This window comes from Ramlibacter sp., from assembly GCF_029866045.1.
Lineage (GTDB): Bacteria > Pseudomonadota > Gammaproteobacteria > Burkholderiales > Burkholderiaceae_C > Ramlibacter.
On record NZ_JARXAB010000182.1, the window covers coordinates 1 to 18,728 of the forward strand.

Here is an 18,728-nt window from a genome sequence, read left to right on the forward strand (position 1 = left end):
CCGCACGATCGAGCAGGCTCACCGTCGGATCACGGGGCGGCCGGGTCATGAGCCCCGGCGCCGGGGGCGCACTCTCAAAGGCCAGACTGCACACCGGGCCGATGATCATTTCAGTGATCACCACATGCACCGGCAGCAGCAGTGGCGGAAGCCCCACGAGCACCGGCAGCAGCGCCAGACCGGCGATGGGCACGTGAATCGCCAGGATGTAGGTCATCACCTTGCGCAAGTTGTCAAAAATGCGCCGCCCGACCCGCACGCCTTCGACGATGCGGCCAAAGTCCTCATCTAGCAGCACAACGCTGGCCGCCTCCCGGGCAACATCGGTGCCGCGCTGGCCCATGGCAATGCCGATATGCGCCGCCTTCAGCGCCGGTGCGTCGTTGACCCCGTCACCGGTCATGGCCACCACCTCGCCGTTGGCGTGGAAGGCGCGCACCAGACGCAGCTTGTCCTGCGGGGTGACACGGGCGAAGACCCTCACCTGCCGCACCGCCTGCGCCAGCGCCACATCGTCGAGCGTGCCCAGCGCCTCGCCGGTGAGTGCGCCCGCCGCAGTGTCGATGCCCGCCTGCTCGGCGATAGCCAGGGCGGTGGCCGGGTAGTCGCCAGTGATCATCACCACCGCGATGCCGGCCCCCTGGGCCTGGGCCACCGCCGCCGGCACGCTGGCGCGCAGCGGATCCTCGAAGGCGATCAGGCCCAGCAGCCGGAAGGTGTACGCGTGAGCCTGGTCGGGCGGCGCAACCGGTTCCTCGGGGCGCTCTTCGGCGGCCGCGTGGCAGCCCTGTCCCTCGGCCACCGCCAGCACGCGCAAACCCCAGCCGGCCAGGGCCTCGACCTGGGCCCGCAGGGCTGCAATGGCGTCGGCGTCGGCATGGCACAGGTCCATCACCGCCTCGGGCGCGCCCTTGACCGCCAGACGATGATTGCCCACGCCGTCATGCCAAACCTGGGTGAAGGCCAGGAGACCGGCGGTGAGCGGGTATTGGCGGGCCAGCAGCCAGTCGGGGTGCAGGTGCTCCGTACCGGCCAGCGCGGCGTCGCCGCGGCTCAGAATGGCCGTGTCCATCGGCTCTACACCGCCGCGCTGCGACGCCAGCATGGCGAATTCCAGCAAGCGGTGCAGCGGCTCCGGCCAGTCCGGTCCGGGGACAGGTCCCGCTGCGGGCAACTCCATCACACAAGGCGCGCCATCGGTGGCGCCTGTCGCCACCAGGGTGTGCAACCGCATCCGGTTCTCGGTCAGGGTGCCGGTCTTGTCGACGCACAGCACCGTGGTCGCGCCCAGGGCCTCGATCACCGCCGGCCGCCGGGCCAGCACCTGGACCTGGGCCAGACGCCAGGCACCCAAGGCCAGGAAGACCGCCAGCGCCATGGGGAACTCCTGCGGCAAGATGGCCATGGCCAGTGCAATGCCAGAGAGCAGGCCTTGCAGCCACTGGTCCTGCGCAAGACCCCACCAGAGCACCAGCAGAAGGCTCAAGCCCAATGCGCCGATGGCCAGCCCGCGCACCACCTTGCGAAGCTGCGCCTCCAAAGGGGTGGGTGCCTGCTCAATGGTGGCCAGCGAAGCGCCGATCTGGCCCATGCGGGTGGCTGCACCGGTCGCCACCACCTGGGCCAATCCCTGGCCCGCTACCGCCAGGGTTCCGGCGTGCAGCCAGGGCTGCTCCGGTCCGCCGGCGGCAAGGTCATGCGGTCCGCCAGCCGGGCTCGGGCTGGAGGCCTCGGCACCCGTCGGCGCCTCATGGCGCGCCGCGGCATCGGCGCGCTCCTGAGGCTGAGCCGCCCGCTTGAGGACGGGCACTGACTCCCCGGTGAGCAGGGACTCGTCTACCGAGAGGCCAGTGCACGCCAGCAGCAAGGCGTCGGCCGCGACCCGCTCGCCCTCGGCGATGGCAAAGCAGTCACCGGGTACCAGCTCGCTGGCGGGCAGGCGCTGCAGCCGGCCGTCGCGCCACACCCGGACCTGGGGCGCAGCCAGGTCGCGCAAGGCCTCCAGGGCCCGCTCGCTGCGCCGCTCCTGCATCACCACCAGCGCCACGCTCAGAAGGGCGAAGGCCGCCAGCAGCAGGCCATCACCCAAGTCCCCCAGCAGCAGGTACACGCCTGCCGCGACCAGCAGCAGCAGGAACATCGGCTCGGTGGCCACCGCCGTCGCAATGCGCAGCAGACCGCGGCGGCCGGATGCAGCGAGGACGTTGGCGCCGTGGCGCAGACGCCGAACCGCCGCCTCGGCGCTGCTCAGTCCGGGAGGCGGGATCGTGTCTGTCATGGGCGGGCGATGATAGGCGTCGGGGCCCCTGCGCAGGGGGCTCGCAGACGCCGGGAGCACGCGGAACCTGACACGATGAGACAATCTGTGCATGAGCGCCGCCTGGGTCGACACCGACGCCCCCTCCCCCTACTCCTCCACCGCCCGAGCCAAGATCGAGCGAGAAACGCACAAGCTCGAGAAGCGCCTGTGCCGCGTGATGGGACAGGCCATCGCCGACTTTCGGATGATCGAAGAGGGCGACAAGGTCATGGTCTGCCTCTCCGGCGGAAAAGACAGCTACAGCCTGCTCGACATCCTGCTCAAAATGCAGCAGCGCGCGCCGGTGCACTTCGACATCATCGCGGTCAACCTCGACCAGAAGCAGCCCGGCTTTCCTGCTGACATCTTGCCGGCCTACCTCACGAAGCTGGGCGTCCCTTTCCACATTGAGGAGCAGGACACCTACTCCATCGTCAAGGACAAGATCCCCGAGGGCAAGACGATGTGCAGCCTGTGCTCGCGGCTGCGCCGGGGCATCCTGTACCGGGTGGCCGACGAGCTGGGCGCGACCAAGATTGCCCTGGGCCACCACCGCGACGACATCCTGCAGACCCTGTTTCTCAACATGTTCTTCGGCGGCAAGCTCAAGGGCATGCCACCCAAGCTGGTGAGCGACGACGGCCGTCACATCGTGATCCGGCCGCTGGCCTACGCCGCCGAGCGCGACCTCGAGCGCTGGGCCACGCACCGTGAATTTCCCATCATCCCCTGCACCCTGTGCGGCAGCCAGGAGAACTTGCAGCGCAAGCAGGTGGGCAACATGCTGCGCGAATGGGAAAAGAAGTACCCGGGTCGACTCGACAACATGTTCTCGGCGCTACAAAACCTGGTGCCCTCTCACTTGGCCGATCCCGCACACTTCGACTTCCAGGGTCTGCGCGCCACCGGCGTTGCGGATCCCGACGGCGACAAGGCCTTCGACCATGACGAGTTCGAATCCCCACCCGGCCCGTCCGGGCTTCCGGGCCTGCAGATCGTGCAGCTCTGAGGCTGGCGACGAGCGGCGACGAGCGTCTCGCCAATGGCCGAGGCTCCCCACCTAGAATTTGGAACATGGAAGTCACCCGCATCATCGCCGTGCGCCACGGAGAGACGGCCTGGAACGTCGACGCCCGAATCCAGGGCCAGCTCGACATTGGCCTCAACGACCACGGCCACTGGCAGGCCCGGCAGGTGGGCCAGGCCTTGGCCGCGGAACCGGTGACGGCGGTCTACGCCAGCGACTTGCAGCGGGCCTGGCACACCGCCCAGCGCATCGCCGAGGCCACGGGCGCCCCCCTGCAGCCGGAGCTGGGCCTGCGCGAACGGGGCTTCGGTCTGTTCGAGGGAAAAACCTTCCAGGAAATCGAGCAGGCCTGGCCCGAGCAGGCAAGCCAGTGGCGACGACGCGTGCCAGAGTGGGTGCCACCCGAGGGCGGGGAGTCCCTGCTCCTGGTACGCGAGCGGGTGGCCGAGACCGTGCAGCGCATCGCCGCTCGCCACCCGGGCGAGCTGATCGTGCTGGTGGCCCATGGCGGCGTGCTCGATGCGATCTACCGGCTGGCCACCCGGCAGGCGCTCGACGCGCCTCGCACCTGGAAGCTGCCCAATGCGGCGATCAACCGACTGCTGTGGTCACCCGAGGGCCTGGCGATGATCGGCTGGTCGGACACCGGGCACCTCGAGGTGACGGCTCGGGACGAGGGCAGCGCCTGAGGTCAAAGCGCCAGGGCCGGCAGCTTTAAGAACGGGTGGCAAGATCATGGGCGCCGAGACAGTGGGCGCCAACAGTGACGGCGTGGCGCTCGGCCAATCCGTGGCGCTCAGCGAGGGGGCGGTGCTCTGCGCAGGGCCTGCAACGGGCGAGGGCCCACCCGGCGACTGCGACACGCATTCGACGTACTCAGCCTTCACCCAAACACGAATCTCGTCCAAGGCCCGAGCCCAGTGGCTTGCGGTGGACGCCAGTTCGGTCTTGGCCAACTCGTTGGCGAGGGACTCCACCGCATGCTGCTCCTCAGTGAAAAAGCCCAGCAAGCGGTCAAGCGTCTGGGCATCCATGCGTCGGGCGCCTTGGGGTGAACCTATGAGCGAGGGCGCCCTGGACGCCGCGGCGGGCACGGCCAAGCCGTGGTTGGCCAGCAAACGACGGTACGGGTCCATGAGCGAGCGGAGCTGGTCCGAGGGGTGGGCCTGCCAAAGGGCGCGCTGCTCAGCAAACAGGGCGTCCACGCCCGGGCTGCGGCGCTGGCTGGCCAGCCGAAGGTAGCTGCGCATCGAATCCGCCTGCCGCTCGCGCCATCCCGCGGCGAGAGGGTAGAGGGAGGCGCGAACCCGAGCGGCCAGTCCGGGCCGCGCTGGTACCCAGTGCTCGGAAGGGCGGGGCTGGGGCCGGGCGGCAGGCTTGAGCAGGGACGCCACCTCAGGGCCGGCCGACTTCTGCTCGCGCAGCTGCTTGATCTGCGGCTCCGCCAATGGCTGGCGGGCCGGAACCGGGGGAGAGGCGGGAAGACGAGCGGGGGTATGGCTCGCGTGAAGGGTCAGCATGGTCGCTCCAGCGCACGCGGCCCGGCGAAATGCCAAGCCTCACACGGCGCGCAGCGATTCTGGGAACGGAAGACCGCTCCAAGCCTTCCGTTCGATGACGCGCGGCAGTCCCCCGAGGCTCAGAAGCTCAGCCGCCGACCTGGATGCCGGTGTCACTGATCAGCTTGTCCCACTTCTTCACTTCGGCGGCCATGAAGGCTGCGAAGTTGGCGCCGCTCCCGCCAATGGGATAGGCGCCGTCGGCCACCAGCTTGTCGCTCATGTCCTTGGCCTTGAGGGCCTGGTTCAAGGTGGTGTTAAGGCGGGTCATGATCGGCTCGGGCGTGCCCGCCGGTGCGGCAAAGCCGTACCAGGACACCACGTCGTAGCCAGCCACGCCCTCTTCTTGCAGGGTGGGCGTCTTGGGCATGGCGGCTGAGCGCTCACGCGTGGTCACCGCCAGCAGGCGCAGCTGCCCGCCGTCGATGAAGGGCTTGGCCTGGTTGTAGCTGGTGATCATGAAATCGACGTTGCCGCTCACCACATCGGCCATGGCTTCCGCGCCGCCCTTGTAGGGCACATGGGTGAACTTGGTGCCGGTGGTATTGGCCAGCAGTTCAGAGGCCAGATGAATCAGCCCGCCCACGCCAGACGATCCGTAGTTGAGACCGCCGGGCTTGGTCTTGGACAGGGCCAGAAATTCCTTGACGGTCTTCACCGGCAAGGAAGGCTTGACCACCAGGATGTAAGGCTGGCTGGCGAAGTGAATAATGGGCGCGAAATCACGCAGCAGGTTGTAGGGGAGCTTGGCACCCTGCAGCGACACGTTCACCGAGTGGCTGGCGGTGAACATGCACAGCGTGTGACCGTCGGCGGGCGAGCGCGCGACCAGGTTCGCACCGATCGTGCCATTGGCGCCGGCCCTGTTTTCCACAACGACCGACTGGCCCAGCGCCTGCGACAGCTTTTCACCGACGGCGCGGCCGACGATGTCGGTGCCACCGCCGGGCGCAAAAGGAATCATGAGCTTGATGGGCCGGTTGGGGAAAGCAGCGGCGTCCCGCGCCTGGGCGAGCAAAGACGGGCTGATGGCGGCTGCGGCCAGGGCCAGGCCACTCTGATGGAAATGTCTGCGGGTCAGTGACATGAGGGGTCTCCTTGTGATCGAAAGGGGGGGTGGGCAGGCGCGTGGCTAGACCTTGAGGGCCTGCACCAGTGCGCTGATGTCTGGCAGGGTTTCGCAGTGGTCGATGGAGTTCATCAGCGTCAGCGCGCTGGCCTCGTCCATCAGGGCCTCGGTGCACTCCAGGAACTTCTCGCGCCGGTCGGCATCGGTCATCCCCAACTCGGTGGACCCGGGCGCGTGGTCAGCGCGCGCCTGAAACACACCGCGTGCAGTGCGCACCGACACGGTGGCAAAGATCTGTGCCGGAAACGCGAGTTCGCTGGCTGCAATTTCGTGGCGATGCACGCGGGCCATCAGCTCACGGACGGCGGGGCGCTGCACGCGCGCGTCGGTAAAGCTTTCCATGGACACCCGGCCATCGATCACCGCCGCCGCCACTGCGTATTCGACGCTGAACTTGGCCGCCAGGCCCGTGTCGGGTGAGCGGCTGATGAGGGCTGCGTCGTTGCCGGGCACAAAGCCCACATCGACCGACTCAATGTCGCCAGCGTTCAGGCCATGGGCCTCCTTGATCGCCAGGAAGGCCGAAAGAGGCCGGTGACTGGCGTAGCAGCAGGGCCAGCGCTTGACGTTAATGCCAGGGGCGAGAAGCTCCCAGGGCGCGCCCAGGCGTGACACCAGGGCGTCCAAGCTCTCACCATCGGGGCCGCCGTACACCGCGATGACGCCGCCCGGTGCTTCGAAAACCGACGGATTGGCGCTGAAACCCTCGCGCGCCAGCCACGCGGCGCGCACACCGGCGTGCGCGGCCTGGCCCATGTGAAACGGCTTACTCATGGTGCCGAAGTTGCTCACCAGACCCGCCATCTGCGAGGCTGCCAAACCGAAAGCGGCGCGGGTAGCCTCGGTATCGAGCTTCCAGAGCCGGGCCGCCGCTGCCGCACATGAAAACACGCCGACGGTCGACGAGGTGTGCCAACCGCGCAGGTAATGGTCGTCCCCCAGCGCGCGCCCGAGCTTGCCCGCCACTTCCAGACCCAGGGCGTAGGCGGTCACGAGTTCGGAGCCCGACGCCTTGACGGCCTCCCCCACCGCCAATGCGGCTGCGAGCAGGGTGGCACTGGGGTGGCCGCGCAGGGTCGGCAGGCTGTCGTCGAAGTCCAGGGCGTGGGCGCTCACCGCGTTGGCAAACGCCGCCTCCGCCGCCGAGGTGCCGTGGCCATGCCCCCAGAGCGTGGCCTGGGGCCTAGCACCCACATCCTCCACCCAGCGCAGGGCAAGTTGACTCACGCTCTCGCGGTGCCCTGCCAGCGCCACGCCCAGCGTGTCGACCAGCGCATGCCTGGCCTTGCGCCGCGCCTCTGGCGGGATGTCTTCGTGCCGGGTCTGCGCGACGAAGCGCGCAAGGGTCTCTGTCTCCACTCAGGGTCTCCGCTTGGCGACGGGTCGGCATGCGCCGTACCGCCGTTGCCTACTTGCCCGCAGGCCGAGAGGGCGCGCGAGGGCTAGAACAAATCTAGCGGGATCGGTGGCGGACGGAAACCAGGCCAGGGAAGTTTTGTTCCATGAAGTGGGAATTCGGGCGTTCCAGACGCCAGAGGGCCCCAGGCACGCGGGGGGGGGGAGGATTGCGGGCGTGGGAGTGTGGGCGTGGGAGTGCGCGTCGCCTCAGGGCCAGCGGGGTGCGTGCGTGCCCAGGGGCACGGCAGGCAGGTCCCAGCGCCCCGGGGTTCCCGTCATCACCGCGGCGGGCGCCAGGTGGGTGAGCAGCCCCGCCGGCGAGGGCGAGTCCATCAGGTAACCGGCCAATTGCTCAGGGTCGAGTTCGGTCCGCGCCGCGCCCATCGCGTCTTGGGGTACCAGGCCTTGGTCGTAGACCCACTCGCCGCAGCGCGCAAGCGAGACGCGCACCTGCCAGCTGCCGCCTTCCGTGTGGCGGCGCGACAAGGCGGCCGTGGCCCCCAGGGCCAGCAGATAGCCAGCGATGTAGTCCTGCGCCGAGACGGGCAGGAACTGCGGCTTCTGGCCATCCTCCCGCCAGGCCATTCCATTGGCGGACTGGACCACGGTGTCATAGCCGCGTCTGTGCTTCCAGTCGCTGGTGAAGCCCCAGGCGTCGAGGGTGACGTAGACCATGCCGGGGCGGATGCGCGCCAGGTCCCGTGGCGACAAGCCGCGCGCATCGAGCGCGCCGGGACGGTAGGACTGCAGGAAGACGTCGGTGGTCTGCAACAAGTCCTGCATGGCCTGCTGGCCATCGGGCTCGCGCAGATCAAGAAAGGCGTTGAGCTTGCCCAGGCCAGTGTCCAGGTCGAACATGCCCGAGTCGGGCAGATCGGCGCGAGAGAGGCGCATCACCTGCGCGCCTTGTTCGGCCAGCGCGCGCCCACAGGTCGGGCCAGCCAGCACGCGGGTCAAATCAAGAACGCGAACCCCCGCCAGAGGCCGGTCTGCCGCAGCCAGCGGCAGCGGCGGCGCGTCGCCGATGCGTGTGACCTCCAGTATCGGTTCGATGCGAACGGCCTGGGCCTGCGCGAGGGCCAGCCACTCCTCGCGACTGCGCACGAAGGCACCGCAGCCACCCGTTTCATGGATACGGGTCTCGAGTTGCACGCCGTCCCATCGGGCCGTTTCACGCGCCACCTCCTCCGCCGTGCTGCTGTCTGCCGGCAGGCCGAGCACGCCCAGATTGCGCGCGCGCAAATTGGCGAAATTCGAATGCATGAAGATCCAGCGACCGCCCTGCACCGGATAAAAGCCCGTGATCTTGTCGGTCGGGCGTGGCGGCTTGGCATGGTCGATGCGCAGGTATTGGTTGCTGCGCATCGCGGCAGCGGCCATCGCCGCATGGATATGCATCCGCTGCGGCGCACCACCGCGCAAGGTGTGCAGGTGGGCCGCCGCCAGCGCGGATGCGGCGATCGAGCAAGCACCCGTTTGGGCAACCCTCAATCGGGTGGGAAACACCGGGTCGACCCCGCGCACCTCGGCCTGGCGGGCCGCCGCAGCTGGCAGGCCCGCGCAAGAGAGCAAGTCTTCGATCAGGCGGGTGGAGTCAGGGGCAGTGGCGGACGTCATCGCGGGCGGCTCGTTTCATGGGAAGGCACAAGACTGATTCTTCCTGAAAGTCGGCAGGGGTCTGCGCGTTTCCCAAAAGATGGAACGTTTTCGCAAGAGCTTGTGATCCGTTTTGACCATTGCTCAGTAGAGTGACTCCTCATCCCAGAAGCTGGAGTTCACCATGCCCGTCATCCTCACCCGCCGCGACACCTTGCGCAGTGCCGCCGCCCTCGCGTCCACCCTCATCGTTCCCGGCCTGGCCGGCGCGCAAAGCGCCCGCTTTCCCAACAAGTCTTGGCGGGTGCTGGTGCCCTATGCAGCCGGTGGCACGGTGGACTTCGTGTCGCGCCTGGTGACCCAGAAAATGGGCAATGCGTGGGGACAATCCGCGGTGGTGGAGAACCGTCCCGGGGGCGCGACCAACATCGCCGCCGAAGCGGTGGCACGGTCGGCGCCTGATGGCTACACGCTGTTCGCGGCCAGCCGGGCCAACGCGATCAACGCCGCTCTTCCCAAGAAGCAGCCAATCGATATCCGACGCGACCTGGTGCCGATCGCCTTGCTCGCAGAGGTGCCCAATGTGCTGGTGATCAATGCGCAGGTGCCCGCCAAGACCGTGGCCGAGTTCATCGCCCTGGTCAAGGCCAAACCCGGCGCCTTCAGCTACGCCTCGGCCGGCACCGGCGGCAGCACGCACATTGCGGGCGAGTTGTTCAACAGCATGGCTGGCGTCGACACGGTTCACGTCCCCTACAAGGGCGGAAGCCAGGCGGCGGTGGATGTGATCTCTGGCCAAGTGGCGATGTACTTCGGCACCATGCCCAGCGTGATGCCGCATGTGAAGTCGGGCAAGCTGCGCGCGCTGGCCGTCACCAGCGAAAAGCGCTCGGACGTGGATCCGTCGATTCCCACGCTTTCGGAGTCGGGCCTGGCAGGCTTTCGCGAAACCTCCTGGATCGGGCTCATGGCCCCGGCCGCCACGCCGCCGGATATCGTGGCGATGCTGCACCAGTCTGTGCAGGCGGCGCTGGCCGATCCGGACCTCAAAGCGCAGATGGTCGCCCAGGGCGCTAACACCCTGCCCGGTAGCCGCGCTGATTTCATCAGCTTCCTCGAGCGCGACATTGCCTCGACGGCGCGCATCGTGGAAAAGGCCAAGATCACCGTGGAGTGACCTGGCCGCTGACTGGCGATCGCAGCGCGCTCAGATGCCCTTGATGCCCGCCTTCTCGATCACGGCCGTCCACTTCGTGATCTCGTTGGCGACGTAGGCCTGCAACTCCTCAGGGGTCGTAGGTGCCGGCTCGCCACCGTCTGTGCGGATCGCTTCCGTGACACTGGGCACACGCAAGGAGGCGTGGATCGCTCCCTGCAGCTTGGCGATCACCGCCTTGGGGGTGCGGGCAGGCGCAAAGACACCGTACCAGGAAGCCGACTCGTATCCGGGCACGCCGGCCTCGGCGAGGGTCGGGATTTGCGGGAGGGTGCGCATGCGACGCAATGAAGACACGGCGAACCCGGTGACGGCGCGCATTTCGATCAACGGCGTGGCCGCGGGTGAGGTGGCAAACAGCAGATCGATTTGACCGCTGCGCAAATCGTTGAGAGCGGGCCCAGAACCTTTGTAGGGAATGTGCATGAGCTTGACGCCGGTGAGCATCTGCATCAATTCAGCCGCGAGATGGCCGCCACTGCCAATACCGGGCGAGCCGAAGGTCAGCACGCCAGGCTTGGCCTTGGCCAACTCGAGCAGTTCACCCAGGGTGCGCACCTTGAGCGAGGGGCCGCCCACCAGCACATAGGGAACGCTGCTCAGGAGCGAAATGGGCTGCAGGTCTTTCTGCACATCGTATTTGAGGTCGCGCCGCAGGCCGACGTTGATCGCCATGGACGGCGTACCCGTGAGCAAGGTGTAACCGTCGGGTGCGGCCCGCACCACCGTCGAGGTCGCGATGGTGGTACTGCCACCGGCGACGTTGTCGACCACCACCGAGGCGCCCAACTGGCGCGTCATCTCCTGCGCCACCAGACGGGAAACAATATCGGTACCCCCGCCGGGCGCCAGCGGCACGATCAGCCGAATCGGCTTGCTCGGGTAAGCGTCCTGGGCCTGCGCCCAGGGGGTGGTGGCACCTGCCACGGTGGCGGCCAGGGTGCCCAATACATGACGTCTTTGCATGCTGTCTCCTTATGTCGCGGCGTAAAAAGCCGCGGTCGTGAAAGGCCCTACGGCCTGGTTGCGGTAAGAGCGGCGAGATGTGCCGCGCGGGTCAATGGGGTCGTGCGTCCACTGTGAGCAAGCGAATGGGGGCCCCCGCGAGATAGGCCACCAGGTTCTCGGCGGTGTCCTCGTAGAAGGGGCGCAGCAGTTCACCGACGGTGTAGCCCAGATGCGGCGTGAGCGCGACGTTGTCTAGGGTGCGAAGGTCGTCATCAGCCGGCAGGGGCTCGACGTCATAGGTGTCCAGCCCTGCACCGGCGATGCGGCGTTCACGCAGCGCCCGAATGAGCGCGGCGCGGTCAATCAGGGGGCCACGCGAGGTGTTGATGATGTAGGCGCTCGGCTTCATGGCGGCAATCTCGGCTTCGCCCACGATATGACGGCTACGTTCGGAGAGCACTTGGTGCAGGCTCACAAAATCGCTCTGGGCAAACAAGGTGTGCTTGTCAACCCGCTCGCAGCCGGCTTCGCGCGCGGCTTCTTCAGTCAGGTTCTGGCTCCAGGCAATGACCCGCATGCCAAAGGCCTTGCCCACTGGCACCATGAGCCGCCCGAGCCGCCCCAGACCCAGCAAGCCCAGTGTGCGTCCGCCCAGCGACATGCCGTAACTCGTCTGCCATCGGCCTTCGCGCATATTGCCAAACTCACGCGGCAAATTACGCGCCAGCGCCAGGATCAGGCCCCAGGACAATTCGGCGGTGGCGCCCAAGCCATCGCCGCGGCGCACCGTGTGCGAAACCACAATGCCGCGGTCCAGCGCAGCCTGCAGCCCCAGCGTACGGTTTTGCACGCCAGTGATGCCGATGAACTTCAGCTTCGGCAACCGCGCGATCAGTGTGGCTGGAAACGCCATGCGTTCGCGCAGCAGGCACACGCCGTCAAAGTCAGCCAGCGCCTGCACCGCCTCTTCTTCCTCCAGGTGGCGGTCAAACACCACCAGGTCGCAGCGCGCGCGCGCCGGTCCCCAGTCCGCCATGGACATCGCAATGCCCTGGTAGTCGTCCAGGATGGCCACACGAGGTCTCGTGCGCGTCATTCGGAGGCCTGGCCTGCGAGCCGAAAGCGCGGCAGCGTGATCTCGGGCGTGACGGCGTCGAAGACCACCTCTAGAGAATCCCCCACCTTGACGGCGTCATTGGGCACGCCGACGACGTTGCTGTACAGACGGGGGCCCTCCTCCAGTTGGACCAGGGCGACGTTGTAGGGCACGTCCTGAGCGAAGGCCTTGTTATAGACCTGGTGGAACACGATGTACGAGAACACCGTGCCCCGGCCACTCAAGGTTTGCCAGTGAAACTTCTCGGACAGGCAGCGAGGGCAGATGTGGTTGATCGGAAAGCGGATATGGCCGCAGCCGTCGCATTGCTGCATCGACAGGCGCTTGTCGCGGCACGCATCCCAGAAGGGTCGGTTGTCGTCGGTGAGCGTGGGCAGGGGCTTGGTGTATTCAGCAGTCGTGGTCATTTGTCTCAACCCTTTTTCAGGATGGTGGCATTAGCGCAGTTGAGCGCCTGGCCTCGACCGGTCACGAGGCAGACTTCCGCGCCCTGAACCTGACGCTCGCCGCACTGCCCTCGCACCTGGCGCACGCCTTCCACCAAATGCAACCAGCCTTCCATGTACGACTCGGACAGGTTGCCGCCCGCGGTGTTGATCGGCAACTCACCCCCGAGTTGGATGCGGCCCCCCTCAACGAAGGAGCCCGCTTCACCAACCTTGCAAAAACCGGCGTGCTCGAACCACACCAGCACGCTGCTGGTGAAATTGTCATAGAGCTGGGCGACGTCGATGTCACGCGGGCCCACGCCGGCCATCGCGTAGGCGTCGGCCACCGCCATCTTCTGGTGTGGCACGTACCACCAGTCTTCACGCTCCATGTTCTCGGTGGTGTAGGCCTGGCCCATGCCGGCGATGGTGACCAGCGGCTGGCGCAGGTCCTTGGCGCGCTCGGCACTGGTGACGATCACGCACACAGCGCCATCGGAGATGAGACAGCAGTCCAGCAGGTGCAGCGGTTCGACGATGAAGCGCGAGGCCTGGTGGTCCTCGATGGTGATCGGGGTACGCATGACCGCCTCGGGGTTCATCGAGGCATGGCGCCGGCAAGCCACCGCAATCTCACCAAGCTGGCGGCTGGTGGTGCCGTACAGCGCCATATGGCGCGAGGCGGTGATGGCACTGTTGGCAGCGGCCGCCATGAAACCCCAGATGCCCCAGGAGTCGCCCCAGCCGGAGGCGCGGTTGAACTTGTTGCCGCCCGTCGCGGCGGTATCGCCAAAGACGCAGGCCACGTAATTGGCAAAGCCGCAATGCACCGCCATCGCCGCCTCGTGGAGCAAGGCGCCGGCCGTGCCACCGCCCATGTTCTTGCTGCCGGTGTAGCGCGGGTTGATACCCACCGCTTCACCAAAACGCAGGTAATTGAGCGCGCCTTCGGGCGAGGTGGTGCCGGGCATGGTCAGGATGCCGTCGATCTGCTCTTTCTTCAGGCCACAGTCGTCGAGCGCGCGCTTGAAGGCAGTGGTGGCCAGGGTGATGGGCGTGGCGCCAGGGAACTTGCCCTGCGGGCTGGCGCCCACGCCGGCGACGGCGATCTTGTCTCTCATGGGATGCATAGGGGTCTCGAAGGCAATGATGAAAGGAAACGAGAGGGGCTCAGCGGCCCTTGAACTGGGGGGGGCGCTTTTCGGCAAAGGCCTTGCGGCCCTCTAGCCGGTCTTCGCTTTGGTAAAGAAGGCCGAAGGCGTTGCGTTCGGCGTCCATCGCGGTGTCCATGGGCATGTCCTGGCCCTGCACCACCATGCGCTTGACCGCCCGCACCGACAGTGGTGCGTTGGCAGCAATTCGCGCCGCGATATCGGTGGCGGCCTGCACCAAATCAGCCGGCTCGCAGACCCGACTGACCAGACCGATGCGATGGGCCTCGGTCGCATCCACCCGGTCGCCCGTGAGCAGCATCAGCATCGCATCGGATCGGCCAATGAAGCGAGGGAGTCGAACGGTGCCTCCCGCGCCAGGCATGCTGCCCACGCGCACTTCCGAGAGTGCGAACTGGGCGTTGCTCGAGCAAATCCGGATGTCACAGGCCAGCGCGAGTTCCATACCACCCCCCATGCAATAGCCGTTCACGGCGGCAATCATGGGCTTGTCCGTACGCAGGTTGGAGATCAGCGAGCCCGAGCCTGGCACGTCACCGTAGATCTGCTGCGCGGGGGTCTCCTGCGGCGGCGGGGTCTTTTTCAAGTCCGAGCCAGTGCAAAAGGCCCGGTCGCCTGCCCCTGTGATGATGGCCACGCGAATGGACGGATCGGTGCGAATGCGATCCCAGACGGCGAAGAGCTCGAGCCGCATCTGCGGGTCGACCGAGTTCATCGCCTCCGGGCGGTTCAGGACCACGGTCGCAACAAAGTCCTTCACGGTGAATTCAACGCTGGCCATCAGGCACTCCCGTTCTTGAAATGGTGTGTTGTCATCAGGTCAGCGCGCCATCGGCCGCGAGGGCGTCGATGTCGTCCGGTGACAGTCCCAACAAATCGCGGCAGACCTCGTGGGTGTGCTGGCCCAGCAAAGGCGCGGGGCGTCGCCCGCCAGGCGGCGCGTGCTTCATCCGAAAGGGCTGCGCGTTGTAAAGCGAGGGGCCCATTTCGGGGTGGTCGAGGGTGAGCCAATGGCCACGGTGAGCCAGTTGAGGGTCCTCGATCACGTCGGCGGCGGTGCTCACACGGGCGGCGGGGATACCGGCAGCCTGCAGAGTCTGCGCCAGCGCGCTCGTATCAAAGCCGGCTGTCTGCTTCGCCAGAAGTGCATCGAGGTCAGCGCGGTGCGCACGGCGTCCCTCGGCGCTCGCAAACGCGGCCTGCGTGGCCCAATCCGGGCGGCCCAGTGCCTCGACGAGTCGGGCCCACTGGCCGTCATCGTGAACGCCCAGCGCGATCCAGCGGTCTTCCCCGGCGCAAGGGTAGGCCCCATAGGGCGCAGCATCGTCCGAACTGGCGTTGCCGCGCGGGCCGGCGTTGATGCCATTGACGGTGTAGTCCATCACCTGCGGACCGAGCAGGGCAATGGTCGGCTCGGTCTGGGCCATGTCGATGTACTGACCCTGGCCGGTACGGCGCCGGTGCCGCAAGGCGGCGAGTACCGCAAAGGTCGCATGGCAGGGATTGGGCAGGTGGTCAGGGTAGTTGGTGCCTGTGCCTGCTGGCTCGCGCCCGGGCAAGCCGGTGAGGTGCTGGATACCGGTGACCGCGGCCATCGTGGCGCCATAGCCGAGGTAGCCGCTCTCCGGCCCGGTGGCGCCTTGCATCGACATCGCCAGATAAATGATGTCGGGCTTGATACGACGCACCGCCTCGTAGCCCAGGCCGAAGCGGTCCATCACGCCAGGGGTGAAGTTGTTGGCGATCACATCGCTTTGCACGATCAGGCGCGAGACGAGTTCGATCGCACGCGGATGCTTCATGTTGAGGGTGAGGCTGCGCTTGCTGGAGTTGCGGTCGGCAAAATAGCCGCTACGGTTCACGCCCTTGATGCCGTCCTTGTAGGGCGCTGCCAGGCGCAGCGAATCGATGCGGTCTGCGCTTTCGATCTTCACCACGTCGGCGCCCGAGTCGGCCAGCATCTTGGTGGTGTAGGAGCCCGCGCCAATCCAGGTGAAGTCGGTGACGCGGATGCCCGCCAGGGGCTGGGCGGCGGCGCTTTGGCTTGAGACGGTCATCAAATCACTCCTTCACTGGCCAGTTGCGCGCGCCGCGTAGCGTCCACGCCCAGAGCCGCATAGACCTGCGCACTGTCCTGGCCGAGCGCGGGCGCCGGGTGGCGCAGCTGCCAAGGCGTGAGGGCCAGTCGATACGGCGCGCCTGGCATCCGCAGTGGCTGAGGGGTAGCGGGGTGGGCCACCTCGACGAAGTAGCCGCGGGCCTCGAGCTGCCGGCTCACCGCCAGATCGGCCGGCGTCTGGATGGCAGCGACCGGCACATGGCGGCGCTGACCCTCTGCGTAGAGCCGGGCCTTGGGCTGGGTCAGGGCCCAGGCGCCAAAGACCTCCATAAAAATTTGCTTGGCCTCATCGGACTGCAGATACTCGGTGCGCGTCCACTCCTCCCCCAGCAGGCGGTCGCGCCCGGCCACGCCCTCCTCGGCGAGCCACTCCAGGGTGAGCCCCCAGAAGCGGTTGGCGCCAATCCCGCCAGCCATCATGTAGACGTGGCCGTCGGCGCAGGGATAAACGCCCGTACCGGCGAAACGCTGCTGGCCTGCGGTGCGCTTGCGAACCGTATTCTCGAGGTCGTAGAACTGGACCGCGTTTTCCATCGCCAGCACCATGCATTCCTGCATCGAGACGTCCACATGGTCGCCCTGGCCCTGGAGCTCGGCCCGGGTCAGTGCAAGCATCGAAGCCACTGCACCGAACATCGACGCACCGGCGTAGCCCTGCTCGCCACAAGCACCGACAGGGGCGCTGTCCGGGTAGCCACCGAGGTACAGAAACCCGCCAGAGGCGATGCCGGTGAGGTCATCGGCCTCATCGTCCGCGTAGGGGCCAGTCTGGCCAAAGCCGGTCACGCTGGTCATGACGAGGGTGGGGTGCGCCGCCGACAGCGTCTCCCAGCCACAACCGGCAGCCACCAGGCGGCCTGGTTTTTCGGCCTCGAGAAACAGGTCGCTGCCAGCCACCAGCTCACGAAGCAAACGGGCGCCCTCTGGCTTGCGCCAGTCGAGGGTGATGCTGCGCTTGCTGGTGTTGAGATAGCTGAACGACAGGCTGTGCGACGCGCCACCGGTGCTGCCAGGCCTGCCGCCAATGTGCGGGCCCGCGCTGCGGGTGGCGCTGCCGCCGGGGGGCTCTACGAGAATGACCTCGGCGCCCAGTTCGGCAAACATCTTGCCGCAGTAGTGCGTGAGAGGACTGGCCAGCTCGATCACGCGCAGACCGGTCAGTGCCTGGGGCGTTCCGGACTGGGCGGCGGCAGGGACGGCCCCCGCGACGGGAATAGAGGCGCCTGTCATGCACGTCCCCCGTGGTGAAGGATGTTCACCAGCTGCGCCACGTCAGGGCAGGTCTCGAGCGCGTGCAGTTGGGCCAGTGCCTGATCGGCCACGCCAGGCGCCAGGCGAGCGGCCTGTGCGCAATCGGCGAACTTGGCTTCGATCGCCGCCCAATCAAGTTCCCGTGACGGGTGGCCGGGTGCCTTGTCCACGCGCAGCGACGCGCGGCGCCCATCGCGCAGTTCCATGTCCACCGTCACCCAGCCCCGGCTGCCGGAGCTGCGGCTTTCGTATTGGGGGTCTTCCAGGTCGCGGCAGGACTCGTCCTCGCGCGCGTCAATGCGGTCATAGAGCGCCGCGATGTCGGGGCGGTTCACCGCTTCGTCGGTGAAGGACCAAAGGGTGTAGCGTCCATCCAGCAGGCCCGCTGCCAGCGGATAGTGCAGGCTGAACTTGCCCTCCAGGCCAGTGACCGGACGCGGATAGGTCAGTACCAGCATCCCGCCGGGCGGCATGCGGCAGGTCAGGCGAGCAACATCTTCGGCGCTGGCGCCCAGCTCCTCGCGCAGGCGAATCACTGCATCCATGGCCCGGTGCGAGGCATAGCAGCAAGCAAACTTCTTGAGCGCGATACCCGGGTCGCTGATGACCCAGGCCGCGGACTCAAGCGCGTCGATGGCAACCTGGGGGTTGGAGCCCGGTACGCCATACGAGGCAAAAAAGCCCGACTTGGCCTCCAGCGCGTCCTGCGTCGCTTCGAAGCCAGACAGCGCCAACCGCAGGGCCTGCACGGCATTGCGCGCGGCCAGGCCGGTGTGCAGGGGCTTGGTCATGGTGCCGAAATTGCGCCGCACGCCGCTGGCCATCGAGGAGGCGATGCCAATGGCCACCCGGGTGTGCTCTTCATCGAGCTTCCAGGCCTTGGCCAGAGCGGTGAGAGCCGAGAACATGCCCAGCGTACCGGTGCCGTGAAAACCTCGCTGGTAGTGACCGACCGTGATGCCCTGGGCGATGCGGGCGCCGGCCTCGATGCCCACCACATAGGCCTCGATGAACTCGGCACCGGTGAGCGGGTGCGCGCTCAGGTCGGCGATCAGAGAGGCCACGATGATCGCGCTGGGGTGCGCCGGCATCATCGAGAGCACATCGTCAAAGTCGAGTGCGTGTCCAAAGGTGCCGTTAATCAGGGCAGCCGTCTCCGGCGAGGCGGCGCGGTCGGTGCCCAAGATGGGCGAGTGTCCGCCGCTCTCGAGCGCCAGGTAGCGCATCAAGGGCTCGGTCACTTCGCTGTCGGCGCCCGAGAGAATCACCGCAAAGGTATCGGCAATGACCTTGCGCGCCTTGTCGAGTGCGTCGGCCGGAAATTGGTTGGCGCTGGCCTGCACCACGAACCGTGCGACATGCGCGGTGAGGGCCGGGGGCAGCGGAGTGGATGCGGCGTCGTGGCCGTGGGTGTGAGCGCTCATACGTGAAGGCTTTCGGGAAGACTTGGGGACGGACTTGTCGGAACT

At 67.1% G+C, this 18,728-nt stretch carries 16 protein-coding genes; 3 read left to right on the forward strand and 13 right to left on the reverse strand.

From position 1 onward, the window contains the following. Positions 1-2,278, reverse strand: a 2,278-nt coding sequence (locus QE494_RS18360; RefSeq protein WP_300045951.1) for an HAD-IC family P-type ATPase, incomplete at its 3' end; no start/stop codon positions are given. 91 nt (positions 2,279-2,369) lie between these two features. On the opposite strand from QE494_RS18360, the gene ttcA reads away from it, so the two are divergent. Together ttcA and QE494_RS18370 are read left to right on the forward strand one after the other, a co-directional pair. Further along, positions 2,370-3,308: a tRNA 2-thiocytidine(32) synthetase TtcA gene (gene ttcA, locus QE494_RS18365; protein WP_300045954.1), complete on the forward strand. Its 939-nt coding sequence runs from the start codon at positions 2,370-2,372 to the stop codon at positions 3,306-3,308. Between the two features lie 65 nt (positions 3,309-3,373). Next, the gene (locus tag QE494_RS18370) at positions 3,374-4,015 is read left to right on the forward strand and encodes a histidine phosphatase family protein (protein WP_300045957.1); all 642 of its coding nucleotides are present in this window, start codon (positions 3,374-3,376) and stop codon (positions 4,013-4,015) included. Here the strand turns inward: QE494_RS18370 and QE494_RS18375 are convergent. From QE494_RS18375 to QE494_RS18390, 4 genes are all read right to left on the reverse strand, one after another. Next, complete coding sequence (locus QE494_RS18375; protein ID WP_300045960.1) at positions 3,935-4,846, reverse strand: hypothetical protein; 912 nt, start codon at positions 4,844-4,846, stop codon at positions 3,935-3,937. The two genes, QE494_RS18370 and QE494_RS18375, sit on opposite strands and share 81 nt — an antisense overlap. Before the next feature lie 127 nt (positions 4,847-4,973). Beyond that, entirely contained in the window at positions 4,974-5,972 is a 999-nt protein-coding gene (locus QE494_RS18380; RefSeq protein WP_300045962.1) for a tripartite tricarboxylate transporter substrate binding protein, read from the reverse strand. A 45-nt stretch (positions 5,973-6,017) separates the two neighbouring features. Continuing rightward, positions 6,018-7,373, reverse strand: coding sequence for an MmgE/PrpD family protein (locus QE494_RS18385; protein ID WP_300045965.1), 1,356 nt, complete (start codon positions 7,371-7,373; stop codon positions 6,018-6,020). A 246-nt stretch (positions 7,374-7,619) separates the two neighbouring features. Next, positions 7,620-9,029: a CoA transferase gene (locus QE494_RS18390; protein WP_300045967.1), complete on the reverse strand. Its 1,410-nt coding sequence runs from the start codon at positions 9,027-9,029 to the stop codon at positions 7,620-7,622. Positions 9,030-9,192: 163 nt separating this feature from the next. Between QE494_RS18390 and QE494_RS18395 the strand changes: the two genes are divergently transcribed. Further along, a complete protein-coding gene (locus QE494_RS18395; protein WP_300045970.1) occupies positions 9,193-10,185 on the forward strand; it encodes a tripartite tricarboxylate transporter substrate binding protein in 993 nt (330 codons plus the stop codon). Positions 10,186-10,215: 30 nt separating this feature from the next. Here QE494_RS18395 and QE494_RS18400 read toward each other — a convergent pair whose 3' ends face one another. The 8 genes from QE494_RS18400 to QE494_RS18435 form a co-directional block, all read right to left on the reverse strand. Next, positions 10,216-11,190, reverse strand: a complete 975-nt coding sequence (locus QE494_RS18400) for a tripartite tricarboxylate transporter substrate binding protein (protein WP_300045972.1) — start codon at positions 11,188-11,190, stop codon at positions 10,216-10,218. 91 nt (positions 11,191-11,281) lie between these two features. Continuing rightward, the gene (locus tag QE494_RS18405) at positions 11,282-12,268 is read right to left on the reverse strand and encodes a D-2-hydroxyacid dehydrogenase family protein (protein ID WP_300045974.1); all 987 of its coding nucleotides are present in this window, start codon (positions 12,266-12,268) and stop codon (positions 11,282-11,284) included. After that, positions 12,265-12,696, reverse strand: a complete 432-nt coding sequence (locus tag QE494_RS18410; protein WP_300045976.1) for a Zn-ribbon domain-containing OB-fold protein — start codon at positions 12,694-12,696, stop codon at positions 12,265-12,267. The genes QE494_RS18405 and QE494_RS18410 overlap by 4 nt, the downstream gene beginning before the upstream one ends. 5 nt (positions 12,697-12,701) lie before the next feature. Next, positions 12,702-13,838, reverse strand: a complete 1,137-nt coding sequence (locus QE494_RS18415) for a thiolase family protein (RefSeq protein ID WP_300045979.1) — start codon at positions 13,836-13,838, stop codon at positions 12,702-12,704. Between the two features lie 49 nt (positions 13,839-13,887). Next, the gene (locus QE494_RS18420; protein WP_300045982.1) at positions 13,888-14,670 is read right to left on the reverse strand and encodes an enoyl-CoA hydratase/isomerase family protein; all 783 of its coding nucleotides are present in this window, start codon (positions 14,668-14,670) and stop codon (positions 13,888-13,890) included. Between the two features lie 34 nt (positions 14,671-14,704). Beyond that, a complete protein-coding gene (locus QE494_RS18425) occupies positions 14,705-15,946 on the reverse strand; it encodes a CaiB/BaiF CoA-transferase family protein (RefSeq protein ID WP_300045985.1) in 1,242 nt (413 codons plus the stop codon). Continuing rightward, positions 15,946-17,238 carry a CaiB/BaiF CoA-transferase family protein gene (locus QE494_RS18430; RefSeq protein ID WP_300045987.1) on the reverse strand — a complete coding sequence of 431 codons (1,293 nt, stop codon included), beginning with the start codon at positions 17,236-17,238 and terminating at the stop codon, positions 15,946-15,948. Before QE494_RS18430 ends, QE494_RS18425 begins: the two co-directional genes overlap by 1 nt. Then, complete coding sequence (locus QE494_RS18435; protein WP_300045989.1) at positions 17,235-18,683, reverse strand: MmgE/PrpD family protein; 1,449 nt, start codon at positions 18,681-18,683, stop codon at positions 17,235-17,237. Before QE494_RS18435 ends, QE494_RS18430 begins: the two co-directional genes overlap by 4 nt. Between the last annotated feature and the right edge of the window lie 45 nt (positions 18,684-18,728).

Excerpts from the sequence above, each read along its gene's own strand:
- QE494_RS18430 (WP_300045987.1), bottom strand. The coding sequence starts at position 17,238 with ATGACAGGCGCCTCTATTCCCGTCGCGGGGGCCGTCCCTGCCGCCGCC.
- QE494_RS18415 (WP_300045979.1), bottom strand. The coding sequence starts at position 13,838 with ATGAGAGACAAGATCGCCGTCGCCGGCGTGGGCGCCAGCCCGCAGGGC.
- ttcA (WP_300045954.1), top strand. The coding sequence starts at position 2,370 with ATGAGCGCCGCCTGGGTCGACACCGACGCCCCCTCCCCCTACTCCTCC.
- QE494_RS18405 (WP_300045974.1), bottom strand. The coding sequence starts at position 12,268 with ATGACGCGCACGAGACCTCGTGTGGCCATCCTGGACGACTACCAGGGC.
- QE494_RS18400 (WP_300045972.1), bottom strand. The coding sequence starts at position 11,190 with ATGCAAAGACGTCATGTATTGGGCACCCTGGCCGCCACCGTGGCAGGT.
- QE494_RS18425 (WP_300045985.1), bottom strand. The coding sequence starts at position 15,946 with ATGACCGTCTCAAGCCAAAGCGCCGCCGCCCAGCCCCTGGCGGGCATC.
- QE494_RS18395 (WP_300045970.1), top strand. The coding sequence starts at position 9,193 with ATGCCCGTCATCCTCACCCGCCGCGACACCTTGCGCAGTGCCGCCGCC.
- QE494_RS18410 (WP_300045976.1), bottom strand. The coding sequence starts at position 12,696 with ATGACCACGACTGCTGAATACACCAAGCCCCTGCCCACGCTCACCGAC.
- QE494_RS18390 (WP_300045967.1), bottom strand. The coding sequence starts at position 9,029 with ATGACGTCCGCCACTGCCCCTGACTCCACCCGCCTGATCGAAGACTTG.
- QE494_RS18375 (WP_300045960.1), bottom strand. The coding sequence starts at position 4,846 with ATGCTGACCCTTCACGCGAGCCATACCCCCGCTCGTCTTCCCGCCTCT.
- QE494_RS18435 (WP_300045989.1), bottom strand. The coding sequence starts at position 18,683 with ATGAGCGCTCACACCCACGGCCACGACGCCGCATCCACTCCGCTGCCC.
- QE494_RS18420 (WP_300045982.1), bottom strand. The coding sequence starts at position 14,670 with ATGGCCAGCGTTGAATTCACCGTGAAGGACTTTGTTGCGACCGTGGTC.
- QE494_RS18380 (WP_300045962.1), bottom strand. The coding sequence starts at position 5,972 with ATGTCACTGACCCGCAGACATTTCCATCAGAGTGGCCTGGCCCTGGCC.
- QE494_RS18370 (WP_300045957.1), top strand. The coding sequence starts at position 3,374 with ATGGAAGTCACCCGCATCATCGCCGTGCGCCACGGAGAGACGGCCTGG.